The organism is Subtercola boreus (assembly GCF_003399645.1).
GTDB classification, from domain to species: Bacteria; Actinomycetota; Actinomycetes; order Actinomycetales; family Microbacteriaceae; genus Subtercola; species Subtercola boreus_A.
The window spans coordinates 103,254-123,964 of record NZ_NBXD01000026.1; the positions used below are offsets into that span (position 1 = coordinate 103,254).

Annotated in this window: 21 protein-coding genes; 12 read left to right on the forward strand and 9 right to left on the reverse strand. The window is 64.5% G+C overall.

Going from position 1 to position 20,711, the window contains the following annotated elements:
• Positions 1-47: 47 nt before the first annotated feature.
• Positions 48-1,190 carry a DUF3500 domain-containing protein gene (locus B7R24_RS13975; protein ID WP_116419580.1) on the reverse strand — a complete coding sequence of 381 codons (1,143 nt, stop codon included), beginning with the start codon at positions 1,188-1,190 and terminating at the stop codon, positions 48-50.
• Between the two features lie 164 nt (positions 1,191-1,354).
• Between B7R24_RS13975 and B7R24_RS13980 the strand changes: the two genes are divergently transcribed.
• Genes B7R24_RS13980 through B7R24_RS14000 form a run of 5 tightly spaced genes read left to right on the forward strand, consistent with a single transcriptional unit; the run spans position 1,355 to position 8,078 of the window.
• Complete coding sequence (locus tag B7R24_RS13980) at positions 1,355-2,359, forward strand: quinone oxidoreductase family protein (RefSeq protein WP_172582834.1); 1,005 nt, start codon at positions 1,355-1,357, stop codon at positions 2,357-2,359.
• A complete protein-coding gene (locus B7R24_RS13985; RefSeq protein WP_116419582.1) occupies positions 2,356-4,692 on the forward strand; it encodes a CocE/NonD family hydrolase in 2,337 nt (778 codons plus the stop codon). Before B7R24_RS13980 ends, B7R24_RS13985 begins: the two co-directional genes overlap by 4 nt.
• Positions 4,689-5,972, forward strand: a complete 1,284-nt coding sequence (locus B7R24_RS13990; RefSeq protein WP_116419583.1) for an acyl-CoA dehydrogenase family protein — start codon at positions 4,689-4,691, stop codon at positions 5,970-5,972. The genes B7R24_RS13985 and B7R24_RS13990 overlap by 4 nt, the downstream gene beginning before the upstream one ends.
• Positions 5,969-7,708, forward strand: coding sequence for a CocE/NonD family hydrolase (locus B7R24_RS13995; RefSeq protein WP_116419584.1), 1,740 nt, complete (start codon positions 5,969-5,971; stop codon positions 7,706-7,708). The genes B7R24_RS13990 and B7R24_RS13995 overlap by 4 nt, the downstream gene beginning before the upstream one ends.
• Positions 7,709-7,748: 40 nt before the next feature.
• Positions 7,749-8,078: an ArsR/SmtB family transcription factor gene (locus B7R24_RS14000; RefSeq protein WP_116419585.1), complete on the forward strand. Its 330-nt coding sequence runs from the start codon at positions 7,749-7,751 to the stop codon at positions 8,076-8,078.
• On the opposite strand, the gene B7R24_RS14005 is transcribed toward B7R24_RS14000, so the two are convergent.
• Positions 8,054-8,749, reverse strand: coding sequence for a TetR/AcrR family transcriptional regulator (locus B7R24_RS14005; RefSeq protein ID WP_116419586.1), 696 nt, complete (start codon positions 8,747-8,749; stop codon positions 8,054-8,056). The two genes, B7R24_RS14000 and B7R24_RS14005, sit on opposite strands and share 25 nt — an antisense overlap.
• Positions 8,750-8,852: 103 nt before the next feature.
• On the opposite strand from B7R24_RS14005, the gene B7R24_RS18320 reads away from it, so the two are divergent.
• From B7R24_RS18320 to B7R24_RS17650, 6 genes are all read left to right on the forward strand, one after another.
• The gene (locus B7R24_RS18320; RefSeq protein WP_301182490.1) at positions 8,853-8,987 is read left to right on the forward strand and encodes a hypothetical protein; all 135 of its coding nucleotides are present in this window, start codon (positions 8,853-8,855) and stop codon (positions 8,985-8,987) included.
• The gene (locus tag B7R24_RS14010; RefSeq protein ID WP_116419587.1) at positions 8,984-9,535 is read left to right on the forward strand and encodes a nuclear transport factor 2 family protein; all 552 of its coding nucleotides are present in this window, start codon (positions 8,984-8,986) and stop codon (positions 9,533-9,535) included. Before B7R24_RS18320 ends, B7R24_RS14010 begins: the two co-directional genes overlap by 4 nt.
• The gene (locus B7R24_RS14015) at positions 9,532-10,749 is read left to right on the forward strand and encodes an acyl-CoA dehydrogenase family protein (protein ID WP_172582835.1); all 1,218 of its coding nucleotides are present in this window, start codon (positions 9,532-9,534) and stop codon (positions 10,747-10,749) included. Before B7R24_RS14010 ends, B7R24_RS14015 begins: the two co-directional genes overlap by 4 nt.
• On the forward strand, positions 10,749-13,010 hold the full coding sequence (locus tag B7R24_RS14020; protein ID WP_116419589.1) for a CocE/NonD family hydrolase: 2,262 nt from the start codon (positions 10,749-10,751) through the stop codon (positions 13,008-13,010). The genes B7R24_RS14015 and B7R24_RS14020 overlap by 1 nt, the downstream gene beginning before the upstream one ends.
• A gap of 144 nt (positions 13,011-13,154) precedes the next feature.
• A complete protein-coding gene (locus B7R24_RS14025; protein WP_116419590.1) occupies positions 13,155-13,490 on the forward strand; it encodes a hypothetical protein in 336 nt (111 codons plus the stop codon).
• 110 nt (positions 13,491-13,600) lie between these two features.
• Positions 13,601-13,774: a hypothetical protein gene (locus B7R24_RS17650; protein ID WP_172582836.1), complete on the forward strand. Its 174-nt coding sequence runs from the start codon at positions 13,601-13,603 to the stop codon at positions 13,772-13,774.
• Between the two features lie 499 nt (positions 13,775-14,273).
• On the opposite strand, the gene B7R24_RS14030 is transcribed toward B7R24_RS17650, so the two are convergent.
• The 7 genes from B7R24_RS14030 to B7R24_RS14065 form a co-directional block, all read right to left on the reverse strand.
• Positions 14,274-14,726, reverse strand: coding sequence for a MarR family winged helix-turn-helix transcriptional regulator (locus tag B7R24_RS14030; RefSeq protein WP_116419591.1), 453 nt, complete (start codon positions 14,724-14,726; stop codon positions 14,274-14,276).
• Between the two features lie 458 nt (positions 14,727-15,184).
• Entirely contained in the window at positions 15,185-15,547 is a 363-nt protein-coding gene (locus B7R24_RS14040; protein ID WP_116419593.1) for a hypothetical protein, read from the reverse strand.
• Positions 15,548-15,606: 59 nt separating this feature from the next.
• Complete coding sequence (locus tag B7R24_RS14045; protein ID WP_116419607.1) at positions 15,607-16,005, reverse strand: nuclear transport factor 2 family protein; 399 nt, start codon at positions 16,003-16,005, stop codon at positions 15,607-15,609.
• A 76-nt stretch (positions 16,006-16,081) separates the two neighbouring features.
• A complete protein-coding gene (locus B7R24_RS14050; protein WP_116419594.1) occupies positions 16,082-16,831 on the reverse strand; it encodes an SDR family oxidoreductase in 750 nt (249 codons plus the stop codon).
• The gene (locus B7R24_RS14055; protein WP_116419595.1) at positions 16,828-17,856 is read right to left on the reverse strand and encodes a low temperature requirement protein A; all 1,029 of its coding nucleotides are present in this window, start codon (positions 17,854-17,856) and stop codon (positions 16,828-16,830) included. Before B7R24_RS14055 ends, B7R24_RS14050 begins: the two co-directional genes overlap by 4 nt.
• Entirely contained in the window at positions 17,846-18,154 is a 309-nt protein-coding gene (locus B7R24_RS14060; protein WP_116419596.1) for a hypothetical protein, read from the reverse strand. Before B7R24_RS14060 ends, B7R24_RS14055 begins: the two co-directional genes overlap by 11 nt.
• A gap of 111 nt (positions 18,155-18,265) precedes the next feature.
• On the reverse strand, positions 18,266-19,375 hold the full coding sequence (locus tag B7R24_RS14065; RefSeq protein WP_116419597.1) for a DNA alkylation repair protein: 1,110 nt from the start codon (positions 19,373-19,375) through the stop codon (positions 18,266-18,268).
• 126 nt (positions 19,376-19,501) lie between these two features.
• On the opposite strand from B7R24_RS14065, the gene B7R24_RS14070 reads away from it, so the two are divergent.
• Positions 19,502-20,362 carry a helix-turn-helix domain-containing protein gene (locus B7R24_RS14070; protein WP_116419598.1) on the forward strand — a complete coding sequence of 287 codons (861 nt, stop codon included), beginning with the start codon at positions 19,502-19,504 and terminating at the stop codon, positions 20,360-20,362.
• Positions 20,363-20,711: the final 349 nt, after the last annotated feature.

The window sequence follows — 20,711 nt, forward strand, 5'->3', positions numbered from 1 at the left end:
GGCCTCACTCTAGCAAGAACCGTCACAACCGTTGGTTTGTTTCTGGGTCACCAGGCCCAGTTGTCGGCGGTGAGCTCTGTACCTTCGCTCGAAGTCGTGCGGGTCGAGAGGTGCGAGCCGCGGCCCTCGAGGTGTGCCTGGTGTGCCCTCAGCGAGTCATCGGCGAAATCGTGCTCGAAGTCGCGGATCACCGAGTGGATATGGTTGCCGTCGTCGACCGCATTCACGAGCTCGATGAGCAGTTCGCGGGTCTGTACGCGGAAGTAGTGCGGCGTGCCACGCACCAGTCCGCCCGCCCAGGCGAAGTGGATGCCCCCGGCACCGTCAGCGTCGAGCCGGGTGCGATAGGCATCCGCAGCCATGGCGGGAAGGCGACCGAGGAACGTGTCGATCAGACGGCCGAGCAGCGCACGCTGGTCGTCGTCGAGCCTGTCGGCGGAGATGCCCGATGGTTCTGCGCGAACGAGAGCCAGCGCGCGCCGATCCTCCAGCGAAATCTGGTACTGCGGCATTCCCAGGTCGTAGTGGTCGGGGTATTCGAGCGCGCCGATGTGGGAAACCTGGCGGGAGACGAAGTCGGCCGGGGCCACGTCGTGGATGACGGCGTGCCGGCGCTGCTCATCATCCAGGGATTCGAGCAGGGCGAAGCCGAGACCCTCGTCGTCTGCCAGAGGGTTCAGCACGCCGACTCCCGCGACGGGTTGTTGGCCGAGGGCACTCGGCGTCGCTGAGATCCATCGCTGGTTCACGATGGTGACGTTCAGGCAGACATGGTGCCCGAGGAATCGGAGCGACCAGGTGTCTTCGAACCCCGGCCGGCCAAAGAGGGAGAAGAAATAGGAATCGGAGGTTCGCCAGAGCGGTGCACCGACACCGAGGAAATCTGCCTCGATCTTTCGCAGCACGTGTTCGAGCTGCATGATCGCGAGGATCTTCGTGTACACCTCGCGCGAGACGACGAGGCGGATGAGGTCGAGCACGACCACCTTCTGGTGCCGGTCGAGATTGTGCAATGAGACGCCGACGCGGTCGGGTTTCGGAATGATGTCCCAGTCCAGGCGTTGTGGGTCGTCGAACGAGGACACCGCCGCTGCCCGCTGCTCGGCGGAGAATGTGTCGAGCAGTCCGATCACGCCCACCAGGAGTTTCTGGATCGTCTGTCCGTCTTCGTGCGGGGATGGGTTCGTCATCGGATGTCCTCTGCCTTGGTTCTAAAAGACTCTAACCATTATGTACTTTGATCGCTATCCAACTAAATCATCACTCGATGATTAAACTGCTTGACACCCGTCTGAGACCGTGCGCATAATCAAAACCATCGCAACCATTGCGAAGATTGAGCGAAGGAGCTCTCGTGTCTGCAGTGTTCGCCGCGATCATTGACGGGCCGGGTGCGCAGCCCCGGTACGGGTCGATCGACCTGCCGCCTCGCGCTTCAGGGCAGACACTTCTCGCCGTGCTGGCGGCACCGCTGAACCCACTCGACCTGCTCATCGCGTCGGGCGAATTCCACTCCGCCAGGCACGAAGCCGCCTACGTTCCGGGCAGCGAGTGCGTCGGCGTCGTCATCGAGTCCGACGTGCATCCGATCGGCCAGACGGTCTACGCCGAACTGCACGTCTCTCCCTCGGCGCCCGGCGCCTTCGCCTCGCTCGTGCTCGTCGGCGACGCCGACCTGATCGCCCTTCCTGACGGCGTCGATCCGATACGCGCAGCAGCGGTCGGTAACTCGGGAATCGCCGCCTACCTGCCACTCGTGGACTCGGCCGGCCTCCGCGCGGGTGAGACCGTGCTCGTGCTCGGCGCAACTGGCGCCGTCGGCCAGCTCGCCGTTCAGGTTGCCCGCCGTCTCGGCGCCGGCCGGGTCGTGGGAGTCGCCCGCAACCGCGAGGCCCTTGCAGGCCTGCTCGAGCTGGGCGTCGACGCCGTGGTCGAACTCCACGAGAACGAGAGCACGGAGGCGCTTGCCGAACGCATCCGCGCTGCCTCAGGCCCCGTCGACGTCGTTCTCGACGGCATCTACGGCGCCCCTCTCGAGGCGGCGCTGCTCGTCACCGCACCCCACGCCCGCATCGTGAACGTCGGCAATCTCGCCGGCGCGACCGCGGTGATCCCCGCCGGGCTTCTCCGCGGTCGACAGCTCACGTTCTCCGGTTTCGCTGGCCTCCATGTTCCGTTCGCTGAGAAGACGGCAGCACTCGTCTGGCTCTGGAATGCCGTCAGCGCTGGCGAGCTGGTCGTCACGGTCAGAACTGTCGGCCTCGAGGAACTGCCCTCCGCCTGGCTCGCCCAGGCGGCATCCCCGCACGCCAAGTACATCGTCGTACCCCGGCAGACAGAAGAAAGCGACAACCGATGACCTCCACTCTGCACTCGACGACCCTCCAGACGGGTGTCGTCGCCGGCCCGATCGCGGGCTTGAAGTACGCCACCCCGACCCGCTCCGGGCTGACGAACGAGCGCGGCGAGTACTGCTACCTCCCGCACGAATCGGTGGTGTTCTCGGTCGGCGGTATCGTGCTCGGCTCGGTTCCGGGCTCCCCGCGCGTGACACTCGCCCAACTCGTCGATCGCAACGACGGAAAACTCGACCGACTGCACGACCCCATGGTCACGAACCTCGCGCGCTTCGTGCAGACCCTCGACGATGACGGCGACTACGAGAACGGCACCAGGATCGCGCCCGCAGTGCACGACCTCATCGGCCCCGCCGTGCTGAACTTCAACCAGGCGGCGACGGATGCCGCTGACCTCCGCGAGGGCGACAACCACTCCGGCGGCGGCACCGCGGCCATGGTCGCCTTCTCCACCGACCAGACGATCAGCTTTGCCACCGATCCGACCGTCTTGGCGGTGCTGGAGACCCTCAACGCCGCGGACGGCGTCTTCACCGCGAACACCCCGCGGAAGCTCCGGAACGGTGCGGCCGCCCGCAACGAGCTCCGCCGCAACATCCGGGGCATCCTCAAACTGACCGATGTGCGCATTCCCACCCGGGACGGCTCGTATGTCTGCGCCGATGTCTTCCTCCCCGACGACGGCCTGCAGCACCCCGTGATCATGAACCAGGGCTTCTACGGCAAGGGTTTCGACCACGGCGCCATCGGCAGCGCCGCGGAGGCCGAAGCCAAGGAGGAACTCGAAGACCGGTACTTCACAGGCAACCCCGACGGGCTGCAGTACGAGAACCACGAAAGCGTCGACTCCTCGATCTGGGTACCGAAGGGCTACGTCTGCATCCGGGTCGATGCCCGCGGCGTCGGCAACAGCCCCGGGCAGCAGGCGCCTTTCAGCCGGCAGCAGGCCGAGGACTACTACGACGCCATCGAATGGGCCGGCACCCAGCCATGGTCGAACGGCAACGTGGGGCTATGGGGCATGTCCTACCTCGCGATCACGCAACACACCGTCGCGAGCCTGCAGCCGCCCCACCTGAAGGCGATGATCGCCCTCGGCACCGACTCCGACCTCTACAACGAGGCCCTCTACGGCGGCGGACTCTACGGCGAGGGTTTCTGGACCTGGTGGCGGGCCGCCATGGCCGGCCACAACTTCCACGGCGAGCGTGCCGAGACCGACTGGCTCGACCAGATGCTCGCCACCCCCTTCGACGACGCCGAGGCCTACGGCGAACACGGATCGGTCTTCATGAAGCCCGACATGTCGAAGGTCACCACCCCGGTGTGGATCGTCGGCCCGCAGACCGGGGTGGTCATCCACCAGCTCGGCTCGAGCGAGACCTTCATCCGGTCGACGGGTGTCGAGCAGAAGAGGTTCGACTTCGTCGACGCCTGGTTCCCGCACAGCTACAAGAATTCGACGATCGACGACCACGAGCGGTTCTTCGACCACTTCCTGAAGGGCACTGACAACGGAGTCATGGAGGGTGCGCCCGTGCGGGTGCAGGTACGCACCGGCAACGGGGCACACCTCATGCTCGAAGAGAACGAGTGGCCCATCGCGCGAACCACCTACCCCCGCTGGTATCTGGATGCCGCGGCCTCCGACTGGAGTGGCGACAGCCACGGTCGACAGCTAGTGACCCTCTCTTCGGCCGCCCCCACAGAGGAGGCATCGGCCTCGTACTCTGCAGAACTGGATCGCGGGCATCCGATCCCCGCGCCCACCGGGTACGTCGGCGGCACCCCCCGCTGGTCGACCGGCGCCTCCTTCATCAGCGAACCCATGGTCGAAGACATGCTGCTCGCCGGCTACATGAAGGCCGGGCTCTGGCTCTCGAGCAGCAGCCACGACCTCGATGTGTACGTGTCGCTGCGCGTCATCGACGAGAACGATCACGAGATCCGCTACGAGTCGCTTGTGCCACCGATCGACCCGGCGAACATCCACCCGGTCGGGCACGGTCTGCTGAAGGTGTCGCACCGGATGCTCGACGACGAACGCTCGACCGACTACTGGCCCGCACCCTCGCACACCGAGGCCGATCACCAGCCGCTCACGCCGGGTGACGTCGTCTACGCCGAGATCGGGCTCTACCCCTCGAGTGCGCTGATCAGGAAGGGTTCGCGGCTGCAGGTCGACGTGCAGCCCTACTCCCCCGCCGGGATTCCGTCGCGCGCCTACGACGAGAGCTACCACGTCGGCGCGACCAACACCGTTCACACCGGACCAGAACACCTGAGCTTCATCCAACTTCCCATCGTGCCCGCCAGAGAGGACCAGCGATCATGATCGCCACCCAGGACAAGACCGAGCGCCTCACCGACATCCTCGACAAGCTGCGGCTGCTCGGGCCGACGCTGCGGGGGCGCGCCCCGGAAGCGGAACGGGAGTCCCGCGTCTCCGACGAGACCATCGCGGACCTCGCCGCAACCGGCGCCTTCGACATCGCGAGCCCCGCCGAATACGGCGGCGCCGAGCTCACCGTGCGGCAGCAACTCGACGTGATCATCGAAGCGTCGAAGTGGGACGGCTCGTGTGGCTGGGTCGTCTGGGCGGGCGCTTCGACGGACTGGATCCCGGCCGGATCGGGTCCGCGCGTGCTCGAAGAGGTCTACGGCCCGGAGTGGGCCGGCCCCCGGGTCGCTGGCTCCAGCCACTTCCCGGCGTCGAAGGGCCGTGCGCGAAAGGTCGGCGGCGGCTGGATCATCTCCGGTGGCCCATGGACCTTCGCCACCGCGTCCCTCTGGTCTCCCTTCACGAACCTCGGCTGTATCGCCGAAGACGAAGACGGCACCTACATGGTCGCGGCCCAGGTGCCCCGCGACGAACTGGTGTTCCTTGACGACTGGCACGTCGCCGGCATGCGCGGCACCGGCAGCGTCTCGGTGAAGGTGAAGGGCGACGAACTGTTCGTTCCCGACTACCGCGGGGTCGACTTCCGCCGCATCACCTCCGGTGACATCGAGAGTGGACTGTCGGGCTCGCTCTGGAAGGTGCCGGCGCTCGGCTGGTCATTCAGCCTTATGGCAGGCATGTCGATCGGCATCGCTCGGGGCGCGTTGGAGCGCTTCCTCGAGCGGTCGAGCGGGCGTGCCATCCGCGGCACCACCTACACGAACCAACTCGAAGCCCCGCTCACACACCTGATGCTCGCCGAGGTGCACTCCAAGATCCAGTCGGCGACGCTGATGATGAGAGCCAACGCAGAGGAGACCGACCGGCTCGGTGAGCTGGCCGCCGCCGGCACCCCCGCCGACCCGGAGTACATGCAGCTCTTCAGCGCGCGCATCCTCGTCGAGACCGCGTATGCCGCGAGATGGTGCGCTGAGGCGATCGAGCTGCTGCAGCGCAACTCGGGCGCGACCGCGATCATGGATTTCGAACCCATTCAGCGGTCGTGGCGCGACGCCCGCATCATCACCCTGCACGGCGCTCTGAACCTCGAAGCACTGTCAGAGAACTACGGGCGACTTCTGGCCGGCATGCAGCCGCACCAGTTCGCCGGAATCACCACACTAGACCGGTTCACGCCCGCCTCCCGGCCAGCAGAAAGAAGGAGCTCACGATGAGCGAAGACAAGAAGATCTACCTGCCGTCAAACCCGCTGCCGGCACCTCGCACCGGAATCCTGACCGCATTCGATCCCGGCACCCGCACCCTCGAAGCCGGCTTCCAGGTCGCTCCGCCGTTCAAGCCGATCCCCGTCGACATCGTCTTCGAGAAGGATGTCGCGATCACACTTCGCGACGGCGTCACGATCCACGCCGACGTCTTCCGCCCCGTCGGCTCGGAGAAGGTGCCCGTCATCGTCGCCTACAGCCCCTACGGAAAAGCCCAGGGCACGTCACCGAGTGTGATGGGCGTCTTCGGCCTCGTCGGGCTCTCGAACGGAATTGTCTCCGGGCTCGAGAAGTTCGAAGGACCAGATCCCGCCTTCTGGGTTGAGCAGGGCTACGCCATCTGCAACCCAGACATCCGCGGCGTCGTCGACTCCGGCGGCGACTCCGTACTCTGGGACCGCCAAGACGGTCGCGACGCCTACGACATCATCGAGTGGCTCGCCGAACAGGAATGGTGCACTGGCAAGATCGGAATGAGCGGTACCTCCTATCTGGCGGCCACGCAGTGGTTCACCGCTGCGGAGCAGCCCCCGCACCTCGCCGCCATCAATCCGTGGGAAGGGGTGAGCGACGTTTACCGCGACCTCGTCATGCGCGGCGGAATGCCCGACATCGGGTTCGGCCAGCAGCTCCAAAACGGCAGCTTCTTCGGCAGGAACCGCAGAGAGAACATCGTGGCGGAAGTCGAGCAGTACCCACTCATCAATGACCTCTGGGCGAACAAGATCCCCGACTTCGAACGCATCACCGTGCCCGCCTACGTCGTCGCGAGCTACTCGAACACCCTCCACACTGCAGGCACCTTCCGCGCCTGGCGCCGCATGGCGTCAGAACAGAAGTGGCTGCGCGTGCACAACAGCCAGGAGTGGCCCGACTATTACGACGAAGACAACCAGGCGGACCTTCTGCGATTCTTCGACCGCTACCTGAACGACGAACAGAACGACTGGGACAAGACCCCCCGAGTGCGTTATTCGCTGCTCGATCTGGAAGGCGGCGACCGCGTGGCCATCGCGGCCGACCAGTTCCCTCCCGCTGAGGCGCACTCGACGAAGTACTACCTGAACGGTCGCACCCGCACGTTGGACACGGCCGCGCCCACCGACGACGTTCCGACCGCATACGCCGCCACCTCGAACCCCAATGCTGTCTCATTCCTCACCAGCTTCGATGAGGAAACCGTGCTGGTGGGCTATCCCAAGGCTCACCTCTTCGTCGAGGCCAGGGATGCAGACGACATGGATCTGTTCGTGCTCATCCAAAAACTGGATGCCCACGGTACCCCGCTCGAAGCATTCACGACGCCCAACCAGAGTGCCATCATCCATGACCTGACCGACTACGGCGCGACCATCCTGAAATACAAGGGTTCGGATGGGAGGCTGCGGGTTTCCGCGCGCAACCTCGACAGTGCGCTCAGCACCGAGGAGGTTCCGGCGCACACGTTCGACGTCGTCGAGAAGCTCGCACCGGGCCAGATTGTCGACATCGAGATCGACCTGCTCCCCCTCGGGCTCGTCTTCTACCCGGGAGAGCAACTCCGGTTCGTGATCAGCGCCCGCAACCTGCTCGGCACGATGATGCCGGGAATTCAGGAGTACGTACCTGCAAACAGTGGGCAGCACGTCATCCATAGCGGAGGCGAGCACGCCTCCTACCTACAGCTGCCGGTGCGGACGCGCTGAGCACAACGCCCGACGACGTCTCCGCTTTTGGGAAGGCCGCATGGTGGAATCGCTCCTGCGAGAGAGCAACGACGAGATCGTTGCTCTCTCGTATCGCGCCCTCGGCATCAAGCCAGTGCGTCTCGAGATCCTTCGCCTCATTCTGGCCAGAGGAGAGACGAGCGCCGCCCACCTGATGGCCGAGTTCGGCCTCTCCCGCAACGGCGTGCTCTGCCACCTGCGGAGCCTGACGGCGGCTGGCCTCCTCCATGAACGTCATGACACCCACCCGCGCGGCAGCGGCCCGATCACGTACTGGAGCGCTGACGCGGAGAACGCCTCGATCATGCTGGATACCCTGTTGGACTATATGACGGGGATTGACCCGTGAGCCGCCGTCGATCTTGAGGGCGCCGCTGAACTCGTGACGGAGGACACGTCGGATGATTCAGCCGACAGAATGGCCTGGATTGCGGGGGCGATATAGCCCACCAGCGAGTCCCGATCCTGCCTGACGAGTGCGTCCAAGCCGACCAACCGTCGCCCCACGACGACACCGACGAGCATCGAGGATGCGATCTCGATCCGGGTTTTCATGTCGGCGTCGTGCTGCAGCCGCGGACCCAGGTCGACGAGCACTCGCTCCTGAATGAGTTCCTTGAGCTGCGTGGTCGCCTGTTCGCTTCCGATAGCGGCGCGGAGGAGGGCCTGCAACGGCTCGGACTCCACTGGATCCCCGTCCCACACCTCGAGGAAGGCACGTGTGACCCGCTCCCCCAGACAGTCTTCAGGACCGTCGAACGCTTCGGCGATCTGAGACATGGTGTTCGGGCCCGACGCTATGACAGCGGCGAACAGCTCATTCTTTGAGCCGAAGTACTGCATCACGAGGGATGCATCGACCCCTGCGTCACCCGCGATACCCCTGATCGTCGAACCCGAGAAACCGTCTTTCGCGAAGCGGGTACGAGCCGCGAGCAGGATGGCCTCGCGAGATGCACGCGAACCCAGCCGCGGCCCCGTACCGAGACTTCTGGCAGAACGAGCCTGGTCTATCGACATATCTCAAGTCTAGGTAACAAACTTCTCAACAATCGTTGAGAAGTATGCTCAGCAGTCGTACGCTAGGCCTCACGCTCCCGATCTCTCTGAAAAGGAATACACAATGGCACAACGAGGTGCACGTCTCATCCGTCCCGGTGAACCGCCCGCACAACCCGCCGAAAGTCCGGCTCCAGTCTTCGCTCTCTCGGTTCTCGGCTTTGCCGGCATCACCATCCCGAAGGCCGGCCAGAAGTGAAGACGCTGGAAGAACTGAGCGCACGCGCCGAAATCCACGACGTCCTGCTTCGATACTGCCGCGGCCTCGACCGGGTCGACATGGAGTTGGTTCGAAGCGCGTTCTGGCCCGATGCGTGGGTGCAGTTCCCCGAAAGCCTGCACCGCGGCTCCGTCGACGGGTTCGTCGCCTTCCTCTCGGGAGAGATGCCGCGATTCGTTCGCACAATGCACCTGCTGGGCAACAGCCTGGTCGAATTCGACGGGCCCACCACCGCTCACGTCGAGACATACCTGAACGCCGACCACCAGGGTACCGAGGTCCACCAGTGGGCAAATGAGAACGTCAAACTGTGGGCACGATACCTCGACCGGTTTGAACAGCGCGACGGAGTCTGGCTCATAGCCAAGCGCGCCCTCGCAACCGGGTGGATGTACCGGTACCCCAAGGAGGGATGGTTCGACGATCATCCCGACGCTTCGGCAAGCGGGAGGGACGGGAACGACCCAGCCGTAGAGCGCATCGCAGGCTTCGAAGGAACCCCCGTTTCACGAAAGGAATGGCCATGATCACCACCACCGCCCTACCGCAGGCAAAAGAGATCGTCGCTCGCATCGTCGAATTGCAGCCCTGGCTGCGCGACCAGCAGGCGATTGCCGAGCAGCAACGCCGAATCCCGCAAGAGACGATCGAGCAACTGAGCGAGGCCGGTGTTTTCAGCCTCTCGAAACCAAAACGCTACGGTGGAGCAGACTTCACCACCCGCGAAATGCTCGACATCTATCGAGCCCTCGGCTCAGGGTGCGGAGCCACTGCATGGGTGGTGTGGGCGACCGCCGGCGGCAACATGTGGAGCAATGCCTTCGCGGACGAGGTCGTCGCCCCCGTATACGAGTCGCCGTGGGTGGGTAACCGAACCTTCGCCGTCGGTGGAACGAGCAGGCACATGTCGGGCAGCGCGACGAAGGTCGACGGCGGCTGGATAGTGAAGGGTGCCTGGCCGTTCGCCACCGGAAGTGTTCACGCGTCCCATGGATATCTCGCCGTCTTCTACGACGACACCGACGATTCGAAGGTCGGAATGGTGCTCATTCCCAAAGAGCAGCTGGTTGCCCGAAACGACTGGGATGCAATGGGCCTCGCCGCGACCGGTAGCCAGACGGTTGCGACTGATGGTGAGCTCTTCGTACCCGACGAGAGGTTCGGCTTCCCGGCAGAGCTGGCGGCTCGCACAGCGGAACTCGTGTCTCAGGGGCTTGGTCCCCGGCGCGGCGGCCTGCCACGTTCGATCGTGTCGAGCACGGGGGTCGCGCTCGGAATGGCCGATCAGGCCATGGAAGTCTTTCTCGCGTCCATTGGGCGCCGGAGCGTTCCGTATTCTCCCTACACTCGGCAGGTCGATGCGCCGGTGGCCCACCACATCGTGGGGCGCGCCGCGATGCAGATCCGCGCAGCGGGACGCCTCGCGGATGCCGCCGTCGCCGATTTCGATCGTCTCGACGCCGAAAACCGGGATCCGAACGCCGACGAGATTCTGCAGTTCCATGCGGATGCTGCGTATGTCTGGAACGAGTGCGCGACAGCGATCGAGACGCTCTTGCGTGCATCCGGTGCGTCTGCAATCAGCAAACGGATGCCCCTGCAACTTATCGCGCGCAACTGCCGCGCAGGCAGCCTGCACGCCGCCAACAACGTGGACACGTGGATGGAGAACCTCGGCCGCTCGATGGTCGGAGTCGATGCCGGGCCCTCCTCGATGAGCGTGCTCGAGCGGCGTTCCTGATGGCGCCCACTGGAATTCTGGCCGGCCCGATCGCGGGTCTACGCTACAAGACCCCGACGCACTTGGGTCTCACGAGTGAACGGGGCGAGTTCGAATACGAGGCGGGCGAGCGGATGACGTTCCTCATCGGCGAGAACGCGATCGGTTATGTGACCGCCGCCCCACGCCTGCACCTTGCGCAGGTCATTCCACGGGTCGACGGCAACCTCGACAAACTGAAGGATTCGGGTCTCACCAACATCGCTCGCCTGATCTTCACCCTCGGGCGCACCGAGCTCCGCGACGAGGGCACGGCCATCCCCCCGGAAGTGCACGACATCATCGGAAGTCGGCGCATCAACTTCCGCCATGATGCCGACTATTCGGCGACCGGCCGCATCGACAAGATCCGACAGTTCACGGAAGACCCGGTCGTCGTGCGGCTGCTGGAAGACCTCGCCGCATCCGATGTTTTCGGCGACACCAGGCCGCGCACTCTCTGCACCCCGGCCAATGCGCGCAACGAGTTGCGCCGGAACGCCTTGGGCATCCTGCGTTTCCGAGACGTCAGAATTCCCCTCCAGAACGGCTCCTACGTACTCGCCGATGTGTTTCGCCCTGCAGCGCCCGGCACCTATCCGGCGATCGTCAACTGCGGCCCGTACGGCAAGGCATTCAACCATCACTCGATCGAGACCAGCGACGATCTAGAGCACCACGAGATCGAAGAAGAGGACTACTTCTTCGGCAACGCCGGCGACCTGCAGTTCGAGAACCACGAAACCGTCAGCACAGCGGTGTGGGTGCCCGACGGTTACGCGGTCGTCAGGGTGGACATGCCCGGTGCGGGCGCAAGCCCGGGAGAGCTCGCACCATGGGGACTCGCCGGCGCCGAAGCCTTCCGCGACGCGATCGAATGGGCGGGCACCCAGCCCTGGTCGAACGGAGCAGTCGGCACCTGGGGCATGTCCTACCTCGCGATCAGCCAGCACGCAGCAGCGAGCCTCCACCCTGAGCATCTGAAAGCCATGATCGCCATCGGCACCGATGTCGACCTCTATGAAGAGGTCGCCTACAACGGCGGCGTGCTGAACGAACAGTTCTGGCCGATTTGGAGGGCCGCTGGTCTCACCCCACCGATCGTCGGCGAACCCGACATCGTCGACTTCGTGCAGATCATGAAAGACAGCCCCTTTCGCGACTCGAATCCCGACGAGATCTTCGGTCCGCGCGCCCGGGTGTTCATGAGCCCTGATCTCAGCGACGTGACTGTGCCGCTCTGGGCCGTCGCATCAACGACCCATCTTTCGAACATCCATCAACTCGGCGGAAACGCCGCGTACCTGAACACACCGACACCCCACAAGAAGCTCGACCTCTGGGAGGACTGGTTCCAGCACGCGTATTCGGCCGAAGCTGTCGCTCAGCACAAAGCGTTCTTCGATTACTGGCTGAAGGGCATCGAGAACGGCATCATGGACACCCCGCCGATCCGGCTCGAGATTCGCACCGGTGACGGCACCTCCTACCTGCAGGAGGAGAACGAATGGCCGATCGCGCGCACCGAGTACCAGAAGTGGTACTTCGATGCGCGGCCCTCCGACTGGGTCGGCGACGGGGTGCGGCCAGACTTTCTGCGCCTCGGCGCCGTGGCGCCCGGCGAATCGACTCAGGCAAGATACTCGGCAGAGATCCAGCTCACACCCTGGGCGCCGGTCGGCAGCCCGCGGGTCGATCCGGCGTCGGCCGACTCAGACCCACACGTCACAGGGGTCTCCTTCGTCAGCGAACCTCTGGCCCACGACGCAGTCATCGCCGGTTTCGGCAAGGTGCATCTGTGGGTCGAGTCGACGAGCGACGACATCGACCTCTTCGTCTCCGTGCGCGTGATCGGCGACGACGACCGTGAGGTCGACTTCACCGGGTTCACCACGTTCGGGTTCCCGTTCAGGATCGCTCCCCTCACCAAGGGCTGGCTCAAAGTCTCCCACCGTGCGCTCGACAAAGTGCGGTCGACGGAGGTCCAGCCCGCGCACACGCACGTTAAAGCGGACTACGCGCCCCTTCGTCCGGGCGAAATCGTGCCGGTTGAGATCGCCCTCGTTCCGAACGTCGGAAAGCTCCTGAAAGGTCAACGCATCCGCGTCGACATTCAGCCCCACGACGGCGTCGCACACGGCCTCAACCACGAGTACAACCCGAGCTATCACGACGGAGCCACCAACATCATCCACACCGGCCCCGACACCTGCGGCTACATACAGTTGCCTGTCATTGGCTGAGGTGAACCGTGACGATCCGCGCCTTCAACGCCCGAAAACCGTCTCAGCAGGAAATGGGTGGGCATGGACTGGCCGCCCTCGCGCAGACGAGGGTGCAGTTGTCCAGCCCTCTACGCCAGCCCTCCCTCGGAATAGCCTGCTGTCATGAAGCATGTGACGTATGCGCAGAAATCGTTGCTCGTCGGTGACGAGGCGGCCGACACATTGGCCCCGTACAGCGCGCTCCTCGCGAAACACCACAGTGGTGACACCGTGACCTTGTCCGCGTACGACGCCGACGGGGACGATGTCGAAGCGACAGTTGTTCTGGACCAGGGCACGAACCTGATGGCCGAGAGTACGCACTCCTCGATCCCTGAACCCGACAACGCCGAAGCCGTCCGAGTCATGCGAGAGAAGATGATGGCGCTCTCCTCGCCACCACTTGCCCAACCCATGGCCGTCCAAATCCCGGACGCCCTCGAAGAGCTCGAGGTATGACGGTCCCGATATCCGACTTCGCTGCACGTCGCTAAGGCACCTGGATCGGTTCGGGTTCCGATGTGAGCCAGCTGGGAGGCGCGGATCGTCCCGCGGGATAGCTTCACACCATGGACAATGACACGCACGACAAGCAGGCGGCCCCCGGAACCGACCTCGGCGAACTCCTTGAGCAAGTCGAACGAGACCACGGTCACGAAGGCGCATCCGCGATGTCCGACCACCTACGAGACCGGATGGCCGAAACAAGCGAAACCGTCGAAGACACCAGCCTCGACGACTGATCTGCCAATCTGACGCTCCAAAATGAACGGTCTGGTTCGAAGCTATGCGGCGGAGGGCTCTTCTGTGAGTCGTAAGCCGCCGCCGCTCGCCGCCAGACTCGTCAACCGATCAGGGCAGCCTCACCAACGCACCCGGGTGGAAGTGCGACTGCTGAATCCTAACCCGCAAGCAACCCCTCCCAGACGGTGACGCGGTTGACTCCTTCTGTCTGGGTCACCGGCAGGCCATGTTCCAGAAACCTAAAGCTTTGTGAGATGTCTCGCCGCCGCACCGCAAGCCCTCGAAGATACCTTGACGCTCAGGATCTGCGGGGCGGCCGCCTGCTCTGGGGTTGGTGTGTGCATAGATTTGTGAGACACCTCGACTACTCCCCCGGGCGATGCCTACCTAGGTTTATGAGACGCCCGCGCCAGCCATCTGAGGCTTCAGCGAGGCCTCTCAATCCGACAACAGTTGATACTGGGAAACTTGCCCTCATGAGCCGAGCTCTGAAGTCGGTCACGAGTTGGACGCCGCGATGACCCGGTGCAGCACCTCCCTGAGGCTCTCCAGCTCCGGCACCGACATGTCCAGCGAGCGGGCAACCCTCGGGGGGATCGTGAGGGCGGTCGAGCGCAGAGAGTACCCCGCCTCCGTCAGGGTGATGTCGAGCATCCGTTCATCGCGGGCGCTTCGTTCTCTTTGGACGTACCCGATGATCTCGAGACGCTTCAGCAGGGGTGAGAGCGTGGCGGGCTCGAGGCTGAGGGCGTCGGCGATTTCCCGTACCGACCGTGGGCTCTGCTCCCAGAGCGCGAGCATGACAAGGTACTGCGGGTGCGTGAGCCGCGGGGGCTCGAGGAAGGGCCGGTACAACCCGACGACGTTTCGGGCCGCAACAGCAAGGGCGAAGCAGACCTGGTTCTCGAGGGAGAGGATGTCTTCGCTCGCCGCTCTCTCCGGTTCCTGCATGCAGGCCTCCTTCGACCATTTAGCTAGTACACTAATCATATGGGTACGAACAATAGGCGGCAACGCGCTCACCCCCGGTCGAACGGTTTCGGAGGGTGGCTTAACGATCGGTTATTCCCGTATCTCGGACCACCCCCGCTCGGGCCGTTCGACACGGAATCCGCCGAGTCGAAAGCGCGAAGGGCGCAGGGCAGCAGTTGCCCACTCTGTGGTCAGCTCATGGCCGCACACACGATCGACCGGTCTGGCGAACGTACCCAGCTCTACTGCCCAACCCAGGGGACGAAGACTAGCTGAACTGATTCAGGCAATTCCTCGGGTACTCATTTTGCCCCTGATTGAAGCACGATCGGGGGCGGAAGGTTCGGGGGTTGTCGAGGGATGAAGTTGTTGCTTCCTGTCGGTGTTCCGCTCTTGATGTCTGGCGTATACCGCTCATGTTCGATGCCCAGGACGGCTTAACGTCCATCGTCGAAACCCCGTCCCGGCGGCGCGATCTGAGCCTCGATCCTGTCCATGGTTTGTGCGTAGGCGTCGTTGATGTCGATCCCGAGTCGTTCGGCGATCACGATCACCCACCAGAGCGATTCGGACAGTTTGTGTCGCAGTTGGGCGTGGACGTCGCCGTCGATGTCCCAGGTGCCGTCGTGTGCGAGGTTGAGGCGGCCGATGGTTCCCACGTCATTGATGAATCCGAGCATCAATTCGTGCAGGCTCCAGACTCTGCCGTCGATCTGCAGCTCGAGACTTTCGTAGAACGCCCTGATCTCCATAGCGCGTGCGCGCGCCCTTTCGAGGCTGGCTTCGTGTTCGTTGCTCATCGTTGTGGGCCTTTCGTGGAGGTGGCTTGTGGTCCCGGTGTGGCGGCTTGCGGGCCGGGTTAGGGCCGTTCGGTGTTCACCATCTCGAATCTCGTGCACCGCCCGAGTTCGTCGAAGGTGACAGTCCATACGTTGTCGAAATCGCCGAGTTCGGTGTAGTGGCCTAATCCGGTGATGACGGCGGTGCGGTCGTGGATACCGCTGATCGTCGACTCGAAGGTCCAGCCGCCTTGCTGCCATTCCCAGCGCCCGCGCCAGCCTTGGATGATGTCTTCGCGGCCGATCCATTCGGTGTCGAAGGGGCGTTCGTGGTATTCGGCGTCTTCGGTGAAGAGAGCGGCGATGTCGTCGCGGTCGTTGGTCTCCCACGCCCGCAGGTACTTCTCGATCCAGCTGGTTACGGTTTCTGCGGTGACGAGTCCAGTGTTGGTCGGTGGCAGTGGTGAGATGTTGGTCATGTCTTCCAGTTTCTTCGCGTGCATGGGAATGAGGCAGGGTGCGGTTCTCGCCGTCTGAGGGGCGAATATTGGGTGTTCAGCCTTGGCGTGTCGGGCGGACGATGATTTCGTTGACGTCCACTGAGGCGGGCTGGGTGATCGCGTAGCCGATGGCTTCGGCGACGGCGGATGCCGGCAGCCCGAGCTGTGCGGTCGCGTCACGGGCGGCAGTCTGGCTGGCGGTTTCTCCGCCGTGGTCGGCGAGTTCGCTGACGGTAAGACCGGGGCTAATGATCGTGACGCGGACGACGGTGCTCTCTTGGCGTAGGCCCTCGGAGAGTGCGCGGACAGCAAATTTGGTGGCGCTATAGACAGCGGCCGTCGGGTCGACCCGGTGCCCTGAGACGGATGCCACGTTGATGATGTGGCCGTGCCCTTGGGCTTCCATCAACGGCAACACTGCGGCGATGCCGTGGAGCGTGCCGCGGAGGTTCACGTCGATCATCTGGTTCCACTCGTCGACGTGCAGCGCATTAACCTTCGACAAAGGCATCACGCCGGCGTTGTTGACGAGCACGTCGATGCGATCGTGCAATTCCAGGGCCGCGTCGACGAACGAGCGCACGCTGGCGAGGTCGGTGACGTCGAGTTGGGCGTAGTCGGCCCGCCCTCCAAGGTTTCTGATCTCGTCGACGATGGTGCCGAGCCTGTCGGTACGTCGGGCGCCGAGCACGACCGGGTGTCCGATAGAGGCGAGATGGCGTGCTGTGGCTTCGCCGATGCCGCTGCTCGCACCGGTGATGAGGATGACGCCGAGCTCAGGTGTGGTGGTAGCGGTGGTGGTCATGGTGCTTCTCCAGAGTCAGGTGTGGTGGGGTTGTGTGTCGCGACGGCCGAATAGGCGGCCGTCGCAGCGAGGAACAGGGCAAGTCCTGTGATGAGTGCGATCCAGTCGAACTCGGCCGGTACGTGCGCGGCGGCGATGCTTTCGATTGCTCCGCCGAGTCCCAGCGAGACGAGCAGGATGCCGGCGACGGTTCCGAAGTGCAGGTAGGTGCCGATGGTGGCGGTGCGTGTTCTGTGGTTGCCGGTCATGGCCTCGATGCTGTGCTCAGCAGCGTCAGACACGCGCCCGAAGTAGACCCACCAGAGACCGAGGGCGACGACGATCGCGATGAGCGCCGCGATCACCGTGCCGACGGTGATCGGTGAGTGCGAGGCGCCCAGTCCGATGGAGATGACCGATTCGCCGAGCGCGAGGATGACGACGAGGCCGTGGCGTTCTGCGTAGTGCGCGGCGGAGGGCAGCAACCAGGCCCCGCCCTGAGAGGTGAGGTAGATCGTGATCCCCTCGATGGCCACTGCGGCGAGCCAGAGGGCGAGTTGGGCGGTACCGCCGAGCAGGGCGCCGCTGATCAGCGCGATGGAGACGGGCACGATCGTGACGCTCATAGTGCGGAGCACCTGTCGGCGGAGCGCCCGGTCGCCGCGCGCCGCCACGAGGTTCACGGCGGTGTAGACGATGGACAGCACGACGAACCCGATCGAGAACAGAAGAGCGCCGAACAGGCTCTCGCCGTCGGCGGGGTATACCTCGGGGATCGAGATCACGAGAACGGTCGCGATCGCGGCGAGGATCCCGATCCGCACCGGCCCGCGGTCGGCGACCTGCTGGTTGGCGAGCCAGGCGTGCGACGCCCATGACCACCACAGCACGCCGAGTATCGCGAGTCCGCCGAGGATACTCCGGATGCTCTCGCCGTCGGCCATGAGGTGCGTCACCTGGGTGAAGGCGAAGACGTAGACGAGGTCGAAGAACAGTTCGAGCGGTGTGGCCCGGGTGCGCTCCGCGGTGGCGGTCTCAGTTGCCATCGACACGGTGCAGCACGGTCGTCAGGTTCCAGTCGACGGTGGAGTGGTCGATGGTGGCGTGTACGGGAGAGCCGGCCATTTCGCCGCCGATGCCGGCGGCGCCTGCGCGGGCGTGGTCGATGTTGTCGTAGGCGACGATGTCGATGATGGTGCCGTCGCCGGTCTCGAGGATGCGGCGCCATTCGAAGCCAGGCTGGCGAGCCAGATACACGTCGATGTCGGCGTTGGCCGTGATGAAGTCGGCAGCGGTGAGGCCGGCGGCGGGGCGGAGGGTGGTCACTTCGAGGATCTCGGTCATGATGGGCAACTCTCTGTCGGTCGTGCAGGATGTTTCGTCGTTCGAGTCTCAGCGGAGTGCGCTGCGGGAAGAAGGCCGAATGAACCTAGGTGCGCCGCACCCCGTCAGGGTTCACGTCTCAGGCAGCAGTTCGAACACGGCCCTTCCCAGGACGATGCCGTTGACCTGCAGCTCGATGGCGTGCGGGCCGGGGTAATAGCGGCGGGTCGTGATGGCGCGGAACGAGTGCTCCCTCGTGCGGTCGAGGCGCTCCCCCGGGGCGAGTGTCGCGGTGGTGAGCTTGAACGTCTTACCGGTCTGGGTGCCGTTGGCTCTGCGGTGATGAACGATGTAGTCGACGGCTAGCCGCGCCGGCACGCTGCCGGTGTTCGTGATCCCGATCGTGAACCGCACGGTGCCACCGAAAGACACCGCCACCTGGTCGAGGGTCGGCCCGTCGACGGCGATCGACTCCGCAGGGCTGAACCCGAGCAACGACAGCGCACCGGGGTCGCCGCGTTTGACCAAGGTCCGCAGCCCGTGCGACACGAGCCGTCCGGTGTTCTCGTCCGGCTGCGACATCCATTGCCGTGCTGTCTCGACGACGATCTCCGGATGCTGCCGGCTGAGATCGTTGAGATGGTTGGCGACCGACCTCCGCACATATTCGCTCGGGTCCCGGTAGAGAGCGCTGATGATCGGCAACGTCGCCCTCGGGTGCGTCAGGAGACCTCGCACTCGGTTCGACCACGGCAGGAAGGCCCGGGTGCCCTCCGAGGCGAGGCGGCGGAGATCCACGTCGTCGGAGACCGTCCAATTCTGGATGATTCCGAGCGCCCGTTGCAGGTCGTGGTCAAGCAAGCCACGGATGGCGAACTCAGAGGTGAGGCGTGAGGTCAGCTCGCCGAGCAGCGCCATTGCATCGTCGAACGCCTCGTCGGTGTTCTCCGCGATTGCCCTGGCTGCTACGGCCGAGGTGACCGGCCAGATTAGCCAACCACTGAACAGGGGAACCCCGGCCTCTGCACGTCGGATCGTCTGCGCGAACGAGTCATAGTCGCCGGGCAGGTCCGCCAGCAAGGCGTCCCTGAGCACGTCGCCTCTCTCCCGCAACGAGAGCGGAGCCAGGGCGGTCGACGCCTGTTGCAGGTGGGTCAGTGCCTTCTCGGGGGCGGCGACATGGATGGCGCGCACGAGGGCGTTCGCTGTGTGGGTCCCGATGAGTTCGTCGGCAGATGGCATGGGCTGGGCATCCTGTCTGTGCTGTCATTCACAGACTCCCGCGGATGTTCAGCCGGAGGAAGGCTGCTGCTCCCTAGGAGCACCGCACCTAGGGAAGCTGCGCGAGCCCGCGACTAGGTTGGAGTTATGAACACACTCCCCGGCAACGCCTTAGGCGATTTCCTCCGAGCGAGCCGCGGCAACCTCGACCCGGAAGAAGCCGGCCTCGTGGGCGGGCGCGGAACCCGGCGGGTCGCCGGCCTCCGCCGCGAAGAAGTAGCAGTACTCGCCGGGGTCAGCGCCGACTACTACGCCAGGCTCGAACAGGGCCGCGAACGAAGCCCCTCCTCACAGGTACTCGACGCCATCGGACGCGCGTTACGCCTCGACTCCGACTCACGCGGGCACTCCTACCGCCTCGCCGGCATGAACCCGAACCTCCGCGCTGGAAGCTCGCGTGATCTCGTCGACCCAGCGCTGTTGACCCTGCTCGACTCGTTCCCCGCTGCGGCCGCGTACGTGCTCGGGCCGTCGTTCGACATCCTGGCCACCAACGCCCCGGCCGCCGCCTTGCTGTCGCCGTTCATGACGGCCGGCGCAGACCGGCCACTCAACATGGTGCGCGTGCTGTTCACCCACCAGGAGGCCGCGACAGTCTTCACCGAATGGGACACCGTCACCCGGGCCACCGTGCACGCCCTACGCCTGAACGCCGGATACGACCCGAACAATCCCGCAATCCTCGCGCTCCTCGACGAAATGCTGCCAGTGGAAGCCTTCCGGTCGGTGTGGGAGGACCAGACCGTCGCGGGTCTCGCCCGCGCCTACAAGGTCTTCGTGCACCCCTCGGTCGGTCGTATCGAACTCACCTATCAGACGTTCGAAGTCCGGGATGCCCCAGGCCAGCAGCTGCTCGTCGGCACACCCGCAACCGGCAGCCCCAGCGCCGACGCCCTGGCATTGCTCGGCACCATGCACGCCACCGAGGCCCGCGACATTCACGCGTAGCGGCCAGTCAACCGCCGGGACTGCAGCGCGCACTCGAGGCCGGAACAGCCTCGAGCAGGTCGACATTCGCCCATGACGCCCATATCTCCAAAGGCGCGTCGAAACTGCACTGCCAGGGGTAATGCAACCCGAAGCGCCCGCGCCACCGAGAGAAAGGACTCTGTCCTCGAGCGTCTTGGAAAGGCAAAGGTTTTTGAGGCACCCCGCTTCCTTGAGTAACGGTGTGGAATGTAGCGATAATTGGCGGTGTTTCTAGGGAGCTCATTGGCGCCCGCACTCCTTAGAGGCCGATTGTTGAGGGCGCCCTGAAGTCTTCTTACGAGAAGATTGACCTGATGGGTGAATTGAG